This is a genomic window from Pseudoalteromonas sp. Scap03, assembly GCF_013393115.1.
In the GTDB taxonomy this organism is placed as follows: Bacteria; Pseudomonadota; Gammaproteobacteria; order Enterobacterales; family Alteromonadaceae; genus Pseudoalteromonas.
In genome coordinates this window covers 3086555-3101828 of record NZ_VDEU01000001.1, presented here as the reverse complement: position 1 = coordinate 3101828, position 15274 = coordinate 3086555, and the positions used below count along the sequence as shown (strand labels likewise).

Annotated in this window: 13 protein-coding genes; 8 read left to right on the top strand and 5 right to left on the bottom strand. The window is 41.9% G+C overall.

The window, feature by feature from the left end:
• Positions 1-3: 3 nt before the first annotated feature.
• The 5 genes from FHG08_RS14265 to FHG08_RS14245 all read left to right on the top strand — a co-directional run bounded on the left by FHG08_RS14265 (position 4) and on the right by FHG08_RS14245 (position 3335).
• Positions 4-522 carry an OmpH family outer membrane protein gene (locus FHG08_RS14265; RefSeq protein WP_010388129.1) on the top strand — a complete coding sequence of 173 codons (519 nt, stop codon included), beginning with the start codon at positions 4-6 and terminating at the stop codon, positions 520-522.
• 7 nt (positions 523-529) lie between these two features.
• A complete protein-coding gene (gene lpxD / locus FHG08_RS14260) occupies positions 530-1552 on the top strand; it encodes a UDP-3-O-(3-hydroxymyristoyl)glucosamine N-acyltransferase (protein ID WP_178956349.1) in 1023 nt (340 codons plus the stop codon).
• Between the two features lie 27 nt (positions 1553-1579).
• Positions 1580-2032, top strand: coding sequence for a 3-hydroxyacyl-ACP dehydratase FabZ (gene fabZ, locus FHG08_RS14255; protein WP_008110974.1), 453 nt, complete (start codon positions 1580-1582; stop codon positions 2030-2032).
• Between the two features lie 2 nt (positions 2033-2034).
• Positions 2035-2805: an acyl-ACP--UDP-N-acetylglucosamine O-acyltransferase gene (gene lpxA, locus FHG08_RS14250; RefSeq protein WP_178956348.1), complete on the top strand. Its 771-nt coding sequence runs from the start codon at positions 2035-2037 to the stop codon at positions 2803-2805.
• A gap of 137 nt (positions 2806-2942) precedes the next feature.
• A complete protein-coding gene (locus tag FHG08_RS14245) occupies positions 2943-3335 on the top strand; it encodes a septal ring lytic transglycosylase RlpA family protein (protein ID WP_178956347.1) in 393 nt (130 codons plus the stop codon).
• Positions 3336-3347: 12 nt separating this feature from the next.
• On the opposite strand, the gene cydC is transcribed toward FHG08_RS14245, so the two are convergent.
• The 5 genes from cydC to FHG08_RS14220 are packed head-to-tail and all read right to left on the bottom strand — an operon-like array spanning position 3348 to position 9738.
• Positions 3348-5084, bottom strand: a complete 1737-nt coding sequence (gene cydC / locus FHG08_RS14240; RefSeq protein WP_178956346.1) for a thiol reductant ABC exporter subunit CydC — start codon at positions 5082-5084, stop codon at positions 3348-3350.
• The gene (gene cydD, locus FHG08_RS14235; protein WP_178956345.1) at positions 5077-6852 is read right to left on the bottom strand and encodes a thiol reductant ABC exporter subunit CydD; all 1776 of its coding nucleotides are present in this window, start codon (positions 6850-6852) and stop codon (positions 5077-5079) included. Before cydD ends, cydC begins: the two co-directional genes overlap by 8 nt.
• Positions 6842-7006: a cytochrome bd-I oxidase subunit CydX gene (cydX, locus tag FHG08_RS14230; protein ID WP_008110965.1), complete on the bottom strand. Its 165-nt coding sequence runs from the start codon at positions 7004-7006 to the stop codon at positions 6842-6844. The genes cydD and cydX overlap by 11 nt, the downstream gene beginning before the upstream one ends.
• Positions 7007-7018: 12 nt before the next feature.
• Positions 7019-8158 carry a cytochrome d ubiquinol oxidase subunit II gene (cydB, locus tag FHG08_RS14225; protein WP_178956344.1) on the bottom strand — a complete coding sequence of 380 codons (1140 nt, stop codon included), beginning with the start codon at positions 8156-8158 and terminating at the stop codon, positions 7019-7021.
• Positions 8155-9738, bottom strand: a complete 1584-nt coding sequence (locus FHG08_RS14220) for a cytochrome ubiquinol oxidase subunit I (protein WP_138570093.1) — start codon at positions 9736-9738, stop codon at positions 8155-8157. The genes cydB and FHG08_RS14220 overlap by 4 nt, the downstream gene beginning before the upstream one ends.
• A 294-nt stretch (positions 9739-10032) precedes the next feature.
• Here FHG08_RS14220 and lpxB point away from each other — a divergent pair, with 294 nt between their 5' ends.
• The 3 genes from lpxB to dnaE are packed head-to-tail and all read left to right on the top strand — an operon-like array spanning position 10033 to position 15273.
• The gene (gene lpxB / locus FHG08_RS14215) at positions 10033-11190 is read left to right on the top strand and encodes a lipid-A-disaccharide synthase (protein WP_178956343.1); all 1158 of its coding nucleotides are present in this window, start codon (positions 10033-10035) and stop codon (positions 11188-11190) included.
• A complete protein-coding gene (rnhB, locus tag FHG08_RS14210) occupies positions 11180-11779 on the top strand; it encodes a ribonuclease HII (RefSeq protein ID WP_178956342.1) in 600 nt (199 codons plus the stop codon). Before lpxB ends, rnhB begins: the two co-directional genes overlap by 11 nt.
• 2 nt (positions 11780-11781) lie before the next feature.
• Positions 11782-15273, top strand: coding sequence for a DNA polymerase III subunit alpha (gene dnaE, locus FHG08_RS14205; protein ID WP_178956341.1), 3492 nt, complete (start codon positions 11782-11784; stop codon positions 15271-15273).
• The last annotated feature ends 1 nt before the right edge of the window (position 15274 follow it).

Below are 15274 nucleotides of genomic sequence, written 5' to 3'. Positions count from 1 at the left end.
TTTGTGAAAAAATTATTCAAATCAACAGCAGTTGCAGTTCTAGCTACACTTATGATGGGTACATCAGTTAATGCTTTTGCTCATAAAGTGGGTATTGTAGATATGCAAGAAATCTACAAGCAGCTTCCACAAATGGCTAAAATCGAACAGTCTTTACAAACTGAATTTGCTGAGCGTCGTCAAGAGCTTGAAAAGTTACAGGGCGATATTCGCTTTGAAGCTGAAAAGTTTAAGCGTGAAAGCACCACAATGAGTCAAGATCAAAAAGACGCATTACGTGATAAAATCCAGGGTATGCAAAAAAACCTTGCTGAAAAGGGCCGTCCATTAGAGCAAGAAATTAAAGCACGTCAAAATCAAGAGTTGGCTAAAGTTCAGACTTTAATCATTGAAACTATCCAAGAGATTGCTAAAAAAGGTGATTTTGACGAAGTTAAAGTAAAAGACACAACTATTTACTTCAACCCTAAAGAAGTAACTGATCTTTCTGAAAAAGTAGTAACAGCTGTAAGTAAGAAATAATTAATCTATGCAAAATTATACGCTTTCGCAAATTGCGGAACTTCTAGGTGCCGAGCTTCAAGGTGATGGCGCTTTAGAAATTAAAAAAATAGCGACACTTGCAAATGCCCATACTGGGCATATTGCATTTTTAGCGAACAAGAAATATCGATCTCAGCTTGAGACAACAAAGGCCAGCGCAGTAATACTTAGCCCTGACGATGCGCCTTACTTTTCAGGCAATAAAATCATCGTTGCCAATCCTTATGTTTGTTATGCCAAACTCGCTCAGTTTATGGATACTACACCACGTAGTGCAAATAGCGGTATACACCCGAGTGCGGTAATACATGCCAGTGCACAAGTGAGCAAAAGTGCAGCCATTGGTGCTAATGTTGTAATTGAAGCTGATGCTGTAATTGGTGATAACGCACAAATTGGTCCGAACAGTTTTATTGGTGAACGTGCTAAAATAGGCTCAGGCACCAAACTTTGGCCAAGTGTGAGCATTTATCATGATGTTGAGATTGGCGCAGATTGTTTATTGCAAGCTAATACGGTCATTGGTAGTGATGGCTTTGGCTATGCAAATGAACGTGGTCAGTGGCTTAAAATTCCACAATTAGGCTCTGTGATCATTGGCGATAAAGTAGAAATTGGCGCAAGTACCACGATAGATCGTGGTGCGCTTGATGATACTATTATCCACAGTAACGTTATTATTGATAACCAGTGTCAAATAGCACACAACGTTGAAGTTAACTCAGGCACTGCTATTGCCGGTTGTACTGTACTTGCAGGCAGTGTCACCATAGGTAAAAATTGCCAGATTGGCGGCATGAGCGCAATTAACGGTCACATGTCTGTGTGTGATGGTGTTATAATTACTGGCATGAGTATGGTGACCAAATCAATCAACGAACCAGGTATCTACTCATCTGGTATGCCTCATACGACTAACAAAGAATGGCGAAAATCAATTGCTCATTTGCGCAACCTTTCAGACATGAAATCACGTCTAAAAGCGCTTGAAGCATTGAACAAGTCATGAACGTTGAACACTAATAAGGATGCTATTTTGGCAAACGAATTAAATAGCCTTGATATTCAAGAAATTTTAAGTTTATTACCGCACCGTTACCCGATGCTACTAATTGATCGTGTAATCGATTTCACCCCAGGTGAATCGTTGCATGCAATTAAAAATGTATCGATTAATGAACCTATTTTCACTGGCCATTTCCCAAATCAGCCGATTTTTCCTGGTGTGCTAATATTAGAGTCAATGGCGCAAGCAACGGGTCTATTAGGGTTTAAAACGGTTGAAAATCGCAGCGAAAACGAACTTTACCTATTTGCAGCCGTAGACAATGCCCGTTTTAAGCAGCCGGTTGTACCAGGTGATACCATGCATCTTCATGTTAAGTTTTTAAAAGAGCGTCGTAACATATGGAAATTTGCGGCTGAAGCTAAAGTTGACGGCAAAACAGTGTGTAGCGCCGAAATCATGTGTGCTAGAAGAGAGTTTTAATTGTGATCCATGCTACGGCAATAATCGAACCGGGTGCAAAACTTGGTAACAATGTGTCAGTTGGACCATACAGTTACATCGGTAATGATGTTGTTATTGGTGATGACTGTATAATTGAGTCTCACGTTGTTGTTAAAGGGCCTGCTACCATTGGCTCTGGTAACCATATTTTTCAGTTTGCTTCTGTAGGCGAAGCCTGCCAAGACAAAAAATATAACAACGAGCCAACCAGCTTAATTATTGGCGACAATAATGTTATTCGCGAGTGTGCGACTATTCACCGCGGCACAATCCAAGATGAGGGCGTCACTAAAATAGGCAGCAATAATCTATTTATGGCTTACACTCATGTTGCGCATGATGCTGTTGTTGGTGATAACGTTATTTTTGCAAATAATGCCAGTGTAGCGGGTCACGTTCATGTTGGTGATTGGGTGATTTTAGCGGGCAACTCCGGTGTGCATCAATTTTGTAAAATTGGTGCGCATGCATTTGTTGGTATGTATTCGGGGGTAAATAAAGACGTGCCTCCATTCGTTACTACCATAGGTATGCCAGCAGGCCCTGCGGCAATCAATACTGAAGGCATGAAACGCCGTGGTTTTGAAAGTGATGAAATCATGGCAGTACGCCGCGCTTATAAAGCGTTTTACCGCAAGAGCTTAGGTGTTGATGAAGCGATTGAATTACTTGCTGAAGATGCTGCAAAGTTTCCAGCAGTGCAACTGATGATTGATTTCGTTAAAAGTTCTGAACGCGGTATTGTGCGTTAACAAATAGTACTTTTAACAGATTTAAAAAACCACCGTTGAGTAATCAAGGTGGTTTTTTATTAGCTGATTAATAATTCAGTCTCTACTCAGCCTTGTCCTATTACACTTCCTACACATTTCCCTATAAAGTATAAAGAATGAAACTGATAAAGTTAGTATTGCTTTCAATGCTATTGGTTATTTTAAATGCATGTAGTGCTTTGCCAAGTAATATAAATAATCAACAACGTGATGTTGCAGAGCAAGGTAAAGCATCATTTTATGCTGATAAGTACCACGGCCGAACTACTGCCAGTGGCGAGCGATTTAGCCAACAAGCAGCAACAGCTGCTCACTTAAAACTCCCGTTTGGTACACGGGTAAAAGTTACTAATAGTGCTAATAATAAGTCAGTAGTGGTGAGAATTAATGACAGGGGTCCTTATATTCAGGGGCGAATTATAGATCTATCAAAAGCTATGTTTGAAAAAATAGCCGACTCTAGCGCCGGCGTTATTGATGTATCGGTCACCGTTATTGAGAATAAGTAATACTGCTAAGGGCTAAAAGCGGGTTGTTAACGCCACATAGTCAGGGTGTTCATTGAGCAATTGTTGATGTGAACCTTGAGCGATGATTTGTCCACTATCTAACCAGATAACACTATCCATTTGCGATAACAATGCTGGATCATGAGTAATTGTTAATACACTGGCATGCTCTTTTAGCTGTAAAACACTATTCATAACAGCTTGTTTAGAAATATTATCGAGCCCTTCAGTCGGTTCATCGAGTACTAAAATGGCGGGTTTTTGTAGCAGGGCCTGTGCCAAGGCTATACGTCTTGATTGACCTTGAGACACATTTCGCCCGCCGGTACCTAAACGGGTTTTCAGCCCTTGTTTGAGCTCAGAGAACCAACCACCAAGTTCTGCCTGTGTTAATGCTGCTATCATTTGTTGAGAGGTTGCATCGGGAGCTGCATAAGCAAGGTTTTCGCTTAATGTGCCATCAAAAATATGATGCTGCTGAGCTAAAATATTTAATGTCTTTGCACGACTCTCATTATTTAAATCATGCAGGCTTATGATTTTTTTGTCGCTTTGTAAGTTTATTGTTCCTTGCTGCAGTGGCCATAAACTACTGAGCAAATTCACTAAGGTAGTTTTACCACTGCCGCTTCTACCAACAATAGCCACTTTTTGCTTCGCGGGGAGCTCAAAACTCACATTATTTAATGCCTGCTTTTGGCCATAGTGATAGCTGACATTATTTAATGATAATGCCCAGTGCTTATTTAATAGCTCAATATCTGTGGTTGATACATTATTTGTGCTAAGCGTTTTGTCTTCAAGAATAAAGAGTCGCTCAGCTGCTTTTAGTACATTAGGAAGCTCAATAAAGGCATTAGGCAGTAACAATACGCTTTCAAAACTGGCAAGCACAAACAGGCTCAACATCGCCAGCTCTACATTGACCATAGCACCGCTAAACACTAGCGGCACAATAGTAATAATGCTGGCAAGCATAGCCAATTGCACTATGAGTAAGCTTAAGCCATCAGCGTTGCCAAGAGTCTTATGACGAATAAATAATTGCTGATTATACTGTACACTTAACTGATCACACTTAGTGAGTTGTTGGTTTCGAGCTTGATAAATATTTAGTTCTCTAAGGCCCGTAAGGGTGTCTGATAGCTCTGCTCTAAGTTGTGCACTAAGTAAGGTTTCTTGGTGACTATTTTTATCTAATTGCTTACTCAATATTGCCGGTATAATCACCCCAATAATAATAATGCCAACAAAACAAATAAGGGCGACATTTACATTGTAGGCTGACATAAACAGCATAATAATAGGCACAGTCAGTAAAGCTACTAACATCGGCAGCAACACATTTAAATAAAACTTATCTAATGCGTCTACATCGTTTTGTAAGCGATTAACTAAATCGGCACTGCGGCTCATAGCTAAATCAAGGTTATTGAGCTTGCTGAGAGTGGCGAACATGTTTACTCGTATTTCACTTAACAATAAAAATGTGGCGTTGTGAGTAACTAAGCGTTCAGCGTAACGTGAGGCGGTGCGCACAATCGCTAAAAAGCGGATGGTGCCAGCTGGGGTAAAGTAGTTCATATGGACGCCGGCAATTCCTGCGGCTGCCATAGAAGCTAAAAACCAGCCTGAAATAGCGAGTAAGCCTACATTTGCTAGCACCGTGAGTGACGCTAGAAACGTCCCTAAAAGCATCGCTTTATAATGAGGGCGGCACAATTTGAGCAAACGAATAAAATTAGCCATTAGTTACCCCTTGTTGTGCTGTTTTTAGCAGCTTTGCAAATTCGCCAGGTTGCTGGCTGAGCGCTTTAAAATCGCCGTGTTGAACGATGCAGCCGTTTTCCATAACGATAAGTTGCTTAGCATTTTTTACTGTATTTAAGCGATGTGCGATGGTGATCACCAAGTGGTTTTTTGCATACTCAGCAATTGCGTTTTGAATGAGTTGCTCGGTTTGACTATCTAAATGAGCGGTTGGCTCATCGAGCATTAGAATAGGGGCGTGTTTTAAAAATGCACGAGCTAATGCTATACGCTGTTTTTGCCCGCCAGATAGTCCTTCACCTTGCTCACCTATTAAGGTGTTAAAGCCATCGGGTAGCTCGTTAATAAATTCCAGCGCACCTGCTTGCTCTGCAGCATGTACAAGTGCTTCATATGAAGCGTCTGGGTTACCTAATTTTATGTTGGCGGCTAGGGTGTCGTAAAATAAGGTTGGCTTTTGTGGGATCCATGCAATGTTTTGTTGTAATTGGCTTATATCCGCTGTCGTCAATGGTTGTTGTCCAATGGATATGTGTTGTATTACTTCTGGGTGAAAACCAAGCATGCAATCAAGTAGGGTGCTCTTACCTGAGCCGCTAGCTCCGACAATGGCTACTAGTCCTGTGCTTGGCAGGGTTAAATTAATATTATTTATTCCCTCATTGCTATTAGGGTAACTAAAGTTGAGCTCATGGATGCTTATAGCTCTACTAGCATTAACATTGATCTTTGCTGTGTGGCTATCATCATTTTCGGGCAGTGGTGCATTTAAAATAATCAACATATCTGCAGCAGCACTAATTCCCTGCAGGCGTGCATGGTAATGGCTGCCTAATTGGCGAAGGGGTAAATAAAATTCAGGTGCTAGTAACAGCACTACAAAGCCAGTAGCAAAATCTAGGGTGCCAAAAAATAATCTAAAGCCAATAATTACCGCTACCAGTGCCACACTAATTGTGGCTAAAAATTCCAGAGCAAAAGAGGATAAAAAAGCAATTTTTAACACGTTCAGCGTTGCGTGTCTAAAGTCATCGGAAATACGCGCGATTTGTTTAAGCTCTTTGCGTGTGGCATTAAATAATTTTAGTTGAGTAAGCCCTTGTACGCGATCAAAAAAGTAGTTACCTAACACTGCCAGTTGTTGCCAACGTTTTTGATTAAGTGCCTCGGCTTTGTGGCCAACTAAAATCATAAAAAATGGAATAAGTGGTGCAGTTAATAAAAATATTAATCCTGCTTTGTAATCGGTCGGAAATATAACCACTAATATTGCAATAGGAATAAGCGCACTGTAGGCAACCCCAGGTAAGTACTTTGCATAGTAGTCATGCAGTGCTTCTACGCCATTGTGCAGCGTGTTAAGTGTTGCACCTTGGCCATGTTGCTCTATATAACTTGGGCCGAGTTGTGTGAGTTTATCGAGTAAGGTTTGGCGAATAGCCGATTTAATTTTAAGGGTAGCAAATGCGCTCAAGCGCTCACTTAACGCTAAGAAAATGGCGCGCAGTAAAATAATACCCGCTAAAGGCCATAAATAGTGGGTTACTTGGGCTAAACTATGCCCTTCAAACATCACCTCATGAATGGTTTGCGCGAGTAAGTAAGCTCCTGCAATCATTAAAATCGCATTAACTGTGCCAAGTGCAATGCTTAGCTTTAACCACATTGCCGCCGGTTTACTCTGCTGTTTTAAAAAAGCGCGCAGGGGTTGTTGCTGCGCGCGATTTGGTCGGGGATTAGTCGTCATTGTGATTTGTATTATGCTCGTTTAATAAATCATGGGTGGCTTGTTCATCATCAGCAATGCTGTTTTTATTTTGATGAAATTCATACCACATCACGTTTATAACGCCTAAGGTACAAGCAAGCAGTACACCTAAAATCCACGCGAAATACCACATAATTTAGTCTCCTTAATAACTGCCGTGAGGGTTATTTTCAATTTCATCAACGGTCACTCTGCGCCACATTTTCACATAACACCAGGTGGTGTAGGCTAAAATGAGTGGCACAAATATAACCACAGCAATAAACATAACATTGAGTGTTCTGTGGCTCGATACCGCATCCCAAATTGTTAAGCTAATATCAGGGTTATTGCTTGAAGGCATAATAAACGGAAATAACGATATGCCCGCAGTCATAATCACCCCAATTAACATCACACTGGTTGCTAATAATCCCAAAGCGGGCTTATTCAATTTAGAAAACAGGAGTGCACACAGTGCCATCGCAAATGCCAAAATAGGGAAGGTCATTGTCCATGGACGCTCACTGTAGTTATTAAGCCATGCGCCTTGAGCAGTGGTAACTACTTTAGCCAGTGGATCTGCATGGCCTTGGGTGTCACCCATAGAGGCAATTTGATAGCCCGTTAGGTTGGCAACCCACACACCAGCTGCCGCAAATAACACTATAAAGGCAAGTAATGAGTAGCGACCATATTGTCCTGAGCGCTCAGCAACTTGATCAGCGGTTCGCAGTTGTAACCACATGCCCGCATGTGCCACTAACATAGTAATACTAACCAAGCCGGCAATGAGCGCAAACGGATTAAGTAAAGCAAAAAACGACCCTTGATAACTGACTCTTAATAAATTATCGATATGAAACGGCACGCCTAAAAACAAGTTACCAAACGCGACACCAAATACTAGGGCAGGTATGGCACTGCCGGCGAATAAGCCCCAGTCCCAGTTATTACGCCAGCGTTTAGAGTCAACTTTAGAGCGATAATCAAAGCCAAGAGGCCTAAAAAATAATGCAAATAACACCAGCATCATGGCAAAGTAAAAACCAGAAAACGCTGCCGCATAAACCATAGGCCACGCTGCAAACAAGGCACCGCCTGCAGTAATAAACCATACTTGGTTACCATCCCAGTGGGCACCAATGGTATTAATAACGGTACGCCGTTCACTGTCTGTTTTGCCCACAAAGCGCAGTAACATAGCAACGCCCATGTCCATACCATCGGTAATGGCAAAACCAATTAACAGCACACCAATAATTAACCACCAGAGCATTTTTAATGTTTCATAATCAAAAATCATGATAGTTCTCCTTTAGCAGCCGTGCTGTGATCAGGTAATTCAAAATGGTACTTACCGGTATGAAGGGAGCTTGGGCCTTGCTTAATAAATTTAATCATTAACCATGCTTCAACAATCGCCAATCCAGTATAGAAAACAATAAAACCGGTCAAGCTAATTAAAATATCATTTACCGTCAGCGATGACGTTGCTAAAAAGGTCGGTAATACTTCAGAAATAGCCCATGGCTGGCGGCCATATTCAGCCACAATCCAACCAAATTCAATAGCAATCCAAGGCAGAGGAATGCTCAATACCGCCGCCCACAACAACCAACGTTTTTGTTCAATAATACGATGTGCGTTGTAATAAAAAGAGAGAATAAACACGCCAAGCATAATTACACCACAGCCAACCATAATCCTAAATGACCAAAACATAGGACCCACTTTAGGGAAGGAGTCTTTAACGGCTTGTTGTATTTGTGCCTCACTGGCATCTACCACGTTAGGGGTATAACGTTTCAGTAATAGGCCATAGCCTAAATCATCTTTCACGTTATCAAACTTTTCGATATTTGCAGGGGTATCGTCACCTGCGCGAAGTTTTTCTAGGTATTCATAAGCAATCATGCCATTGCGAATACGCTTCTCGTGTTTTTTCTCAAGATCTGAAATACCAATCACTTGTTCATCAAGTGAGCGCGTTGCAATAATACCTAATGCGTAAGGAATTTTAACCGCAGCATGAGTTACTTGCTCTTCAGAGTCAGGAATACCAAGCATGGTAAAAGCTGCGGGGGCTTCTTCGGTATGCCATTCAGCTTCAATGGTCGCGAGTTTTACTTTTTGTACTTCACCGACTTCGTAGCCAGATTCATCACCGAGTAAAATAACACATAAAATAGAGGCTAAACCAAAGCCTGATGCCACCGAGAACGAACGTTTAGCAAATGCCAAATCACGTCCTTTTAATATGTACCAGCTACTAATCCCAAGCACAAACATAGACGCCGCAACATAACCTGCAGACACAGTATGAATAAACTTAACTTGCGCTACAGGGTTAAATACTAGCTCTGCAAAACTAGTCATTTCCATACGCATGGTTTGATAGTTAAACTCTGCCCCGACTGGGTTTTGCATCCACGCATTAGCAACTAAAATCCATAGCGCAGACATATTTGTGCCCAGCGCCATTAAAAATGTTACCCCTAAATGCTGGCGTTTAGAGAGCCTGTCCCAACCTAAAAAGAACATCCCCACAAAGGTTGACTCTAAAAAGAAGGCCATTAAGCCTTCAATAGCTAGTGGTGCACCAAATACATCACCCACATAATGAGAGTAATACGACCAGTTAGTACCAAACTCAAATTCCATGGTGAGGCCGGTAGCCACACCAATAGCAAAGTTAATACCAAATAACTTGCCCCAAAACTTAGTCATATCACGATAAATCTCGCGACCGGTCATAACATAAACCGATTCCATAATAACTAAAATCCAGGTCATACCGATTGTTAACGGCACAAATAAAAAATGAAATAGAGCGGTGACAGCAAACTGTAATCGCGATAGATCCACAAAGGTTTCATCTATCATTTTTGGCTCCTTTGGTTGTGATGCAGTGACAGCACAAAGCAATTGTTAATGTTTTTTAATAAACTTTCAGTAATTTCTGAAAGTTTGCATCATTATTGGCGTTTGTACAATTTTTGTCAATATGTATATTAGAAAACTTTAATATACTATGACATTACATCAGTCTATAAAATACGCAATCATCAATTAAGAGTAAGCTAGAAAAAAGTGGTGCGTTTTAAGCGTTTAACCTGGCCTTAAAACACGGTAAACTAATCGATATGAACGCCGGGTTTACTTGTGAAAAAATAGCAAATGAAAAAAGATAAAAAACAACTACGAATTGGTATTGTGGCAGGTGAACTGTCGGGCGATATTTTAGGTGAAGGGCTCATAAAAGCGCTTAAAGCGCATTTTCCTGATGCAATCTTTGAAGGTATTGCAGGTCCTAAAATGCAAGCACAAGGCTGCAAAACGCTGTTTGATATGGATGAACTGTCGGTTATGGGGTTGGTTGAAGTCCTTGGCCGTTTACCGCGCTTGCTAAAAATTCGCAAACAACTTGTGCAGCATTTTATTGATAATCCTCCTGATGTGTTTATAGGCATTGACGCGCCCGATTTTAATTTACGTGTAGAAAAACCGTTAAAAGATGCGGGTATTAAAACTGTGCAATACGTTAGCCCTTCAGTATGGGCGTGGCGTGAAAAACGCATTCACACCATAAGTGCAGCCACTAACTTAGTATTGGCTTTATTACCTTTTGAAAAAGAATTTTACGACAAGCACCAAGTACCGTGTACTTTTGTAGGCCACACATTAGCCGACGACATTGCACTTGAGCACGATGATAGCCAAGCCCGCAGCCAATTAGGCTTAAGTGCTGATGACAAGGTGTTAGCGTTATTACCCGGGAGCCGGGGCTCAGAAGTGGGCTTGTTAAGTGAAACTTACATAAAAACAGCGGCTCAGTTGCAAGCACAGAACCCAGCGCTTAAAGTCGTTGTGCCACTGGTGAACGAAAAGCGCAAAGCGCAGTTTATTGCTATTTTAAATGCCACAGCGCCCTCACTTAATGTTAACTTACTAGACGGCCAATCAAATTTAGCCATGCAAGCCGCTGATGCCATATTACTGGCATCAGGTACGGCAACGCTTGAGGGCATGTTATATAAAAAACCAATGGTGGTTGGTTATAAAATTAAACCCATGAGTTATTGGATTTTTAAAATCTTATTTACCTTTAATATTAAATATTTTTCGTTACCTAATTTATTGGCAGACGAAGAATTAGTGCCAGAGTTTTTGCAAAGCGAGTGTAATGTCGCTAATTTAACAGCAGCACTTACCCCTATGCTAAATAGTGACAATAAAGAATTAAAAGCCCGCTTTTTAGCCATACATGAAAAAATTAGATTAGATGCAAGTAAACAAGCTGCAAATGCAGTGGCGGAGTTAATAAATGCAAATTGAACGACCTAATGTAACCCTAATTGCCGGTGTAGATGAAGTGGGTCGTGGACCGCTGGTGGGCGACGTGGTTACTGCCGCTGTTATTTTAAATCCCGCTAAGCCAATCGCAGGCTTGGCCGATTCTAAAAAATTAACGGATAAAAAACGTCAATTATTAGCCACTGAAATAAAAGAAAAAGCACTGTGTTACGCCATTGGCCGTTGTAGCCCCAGTGAAATAGATGAGCTAAATATATTACAAGCCACTATGCTTGCTATGAGCCGCGCAGTGGAAGCACTTAGCACCGTGCCTGAATTTGTGTTTGTAGATGGTAACCGCCTGCCTAAATTAGCTATGCCCGCCCAAGCGGTGGTTAAAGGTGATAGCTTAGTCGCTGAAATATCAGCCGCATCTATTTTAGCAAAAGTGGCTCGTGATGATGAAATGATTGAACTTGATGCGCGCTATCCACAATATGGGTTTGCAGGGCATAAGGGGTATCCGACCAAAGCACACTTTGCAGCGCTTGAGCAATACGGCGCTATAGATGAGCATCGTAAGAGCTTTAAACCGGTGCAGCGTGTGCTTGCGCTTTCGGGTAAGGAGTAATTATGCCAGCTCCTGATTTTGTTCACTTACGAGTGCACTCAGACTTTTCGATGGTTGATGGTTTGGCAAAAACCAAACCAATAGTCGCTAAAGCACAAGAGCTTGAAATGCCAGCGCTGGCAATTACCGATCAAATGAACTTTTGTGGTTTAGTGCGTTTTTATGGCGCAGCGCATAACGCAGGTATCAAGCCACTTGTTGGTGCTGATTTTTGGGTACGTAGTCCTGAGTTTCCTGATGAACCAAGCCGGATAACGTTATTAGCTAAAGATAACACTGGCTATAAAAATATTACTTTATTGATTTCTAAAGCCTACCAACGTGGTCATGTGTTTCATCGCCCAGTGATTGACCGTGAATGGTTAGTTGATTTAAAAGAGGGGCTCATCATACTCTCGGGTGCTAAAGATGGCGATTTAGGAAAAGCATTAATAAAAGGCAACCCCGCTATTGTTGAGTCGGTGGTAAGCTTTTATAAGCAGCACTTTAGCGATCATTATTATATTGAGCTTATTCGTACCAACCGTGCTCAAGAAGAAAATTATTTGCATATGGCAGTGGAGCTTGCAACCACAGAGCAACTGCCTGTAGTGGCTACCAATGAAGTGGTTTTTTTAAAGCCAGAAAACTTTGAAGCCCATGAAATTCGGGTGGCTATTTTTGATGGTTATACCCTAGATGATAAACGCCGACCAAAGCGTTTTTCACAAGAGCAATACCTAAAAACGCCAGAGCAAATGGCAGAGCTATTTAGTGATATTCCAGAGGCGTTACAAAATACCGTAGAAATCGCAAAGCGCTGTAATGTAACCGTTCAATTAGGTGAGTATTTCCTACCAGATTATCCCACAGGCTCACTAAAAATTGATGAGTTTTTGGTTAAAGTCTCACAAGACGGACTTGAAGAACGACTGCAGTTTTTATTCCCTAATGAACAAGAACGCCAAGAAAAACGCGGCGAATACGATGAGCGTTTAAAGATAGAGCTCGATGTAATTAACCAAATGGGATTCCCAGGCTACTTCTTGATCGTAATGGAATTTATTCAATGGAGTAAAGATAACAATATTCCTGTAGGTCCAGGGCGTGGTTCAGGTGCGGGCTCCTTAGTAGCTTATGCGCTTAAAATTACCGACCTTGATCCACTAGAGTTCGATTTACTCTTCGAGCGCTTCTTGAATCCAGAACGTGTTTCTATGCCCGACTTTGACGTCGATTTTTGTATGGATAGACGTGATGAAGTAATTGATCACGTATCGGCCTTGTATGGCCGTGATGCGGTATCGCAAATTATTACCTTTGGTACTATGGCGGCCAAAGCGGTTATACGCGATGTAGGCCGGGTACTTGGTCATCCTTATGGATTTGTTGATCGTATTTCTAAGCTTATTCCGGGCGATCCGGGAATGACCTTGGCCAAAGCGTTTGAAGTTGAACCTCGTTTGCAAGAAGCCTACGACGGCGATGAAGAAGTTAAAGACTTAATCGACATGTGTCGTATTCTCGAGGGTTGTACCCGTAATGCCGGTAAACACGCAGGGGGGGTTGTAATATCGCCGACCACGATTACCGATTTTGCTGCGCTCTATTGTGATGATGAAGGCAAGTTTCCGGTTACTCAGTTTGATAAAAACGATGTAGAAACCGCCGGTTTGGTTAAGTTTGACTTTTTAGGCTTACGTACGCTGACCATCTTGCAGTGGGCAGTGGATATGACCAATGAACGCTTAAAGCGTGAAGGCAAACAGCCGGTTGATATCAACACCATTCCACTGGATGATAAAAAAAGTATAGAACTACTGCTGCGCGCTGAAACCACCGCCGTATTCCAGCTAGAATCACGCGGCATGAAAGACCTAGTTCGCCGATTAAAGCCCGATTGCTTCGAAGATATGATAGCCCTTGTTGCTTTGTTCCGTCCAGGTCCACTGCAATCAGGCATGGTAGATAACTTCATCGACCGAAAGCTCGGCAGAGAAGAGATTTCATACCCCGATGCGCAATATCAACACGAAAGTTTAAAGCCGATTCTTGAGCCGACTTACGGCATTATTTTGTATCAAGAACAAGTTATGCAAATAGCGCAGGTGCTGGCCGGTTATACACTAGGCGGCGCCGATATGTTACGTCGTGCCATGGGTAAGAAAAAGCCCGAAGAAATGGCAAAACAGCGCTCAACCTTTGAAGAGGGCGCGCGTAATAATGGAATAGATGGCGAGCTTGCGATAAAAATATTCGACTTGGTTGAAAAGTTCGCGGGTTATGGTTTTAACAAATCTCACTCAGCAGCTTATGCATTGGTATCGTATCAAACGCTGTGGATGAAAACCCATTATCCGGCCGAGTTTATGGCTGCGGTAATGTCGGCCGATATGGATAACACCGACAAAATAGTAACGCTGGTGGATGAGTGTGAAAACATGAAACTCACTTTGTTACCGCCCGATGTAAACGCCGGTGAATACAAGTTTACTGTTAATCTTCAAGGTGAAGTTGTTTACGGTATAGGAGCAATTAAAGGCGTGGGTGAAGCCCCCGTTGATGCCATATTAGAAGCGCGAGCGAAAGGCGGCCCATTTAAGGATTTATTTGATTTTTGTGCGCGTGTTGATTTAAAGCGCTTAAATAAACGTGTCACCGAAAAATTAATTTATGCAGGTGCATTAGATCAGCTAGGACCAGAAAAAAGCCAACCTGGGCGAGCAACGCTGCTGGCAAGTTTAAAAGATGCAATGCGCGCAGCCGATCAACACAACAAAGCTGAGCTGTTAGGGCAAAGTGACTTGTTTGGTTTACTGGCCACAGAGCCTGACGAAGTAGAACAAGCGTTTTTTAAAGCCACACCACTTACAGATAATCAGTGGCTTGATGGTGAAAAAGATACCTTAGGCCTTTATTTAACTGGCCATCCTATAAACCAGTATCGACGAGAGCTTGGCCATTATACTAGTGGCCGACTCATTGATTTGCAGCCCACTAACCGTGATGTAGTCTCAACTGGGGCGGGCTTGGTGATTGCCGCGAGAACCTTAATTAATAAAAAAGGAAATCGCTGGGGCTTGATAACTTTAGATGACAAAAGCGCCCGAATTGATGTACGCTTGTTTCCAGAACAGTTTGAAATGTACCAAGATATGTTGCAAATCAATAATATTTTGGTGATATCCGGACAGGTCAGCTTTGATAACTTCTCTGGTGGTATTACAATGACCGCCAGAGAAATAAACACCATTGCTCAGGCGCGTGAAAAGCGTATAAAAGCGATTAAGATGACGCTGAATATGGTGCAGATCGAGGCTGGTTTCTTCGATAAATTACAAAAAGTACTCGAACCATACAAAATGGGAACGTGTCCGATCAAGGTATATTATCAACGCCCCGATGCGTTGGTGCAATTAACCCTAGGGATCGAATGGTGTGTTACGCCAAGTGACGACTTAATTCATAAGTTATCGCTGATGGCAGCGCAAAATGTAGAACTAGAATTTAACTAAT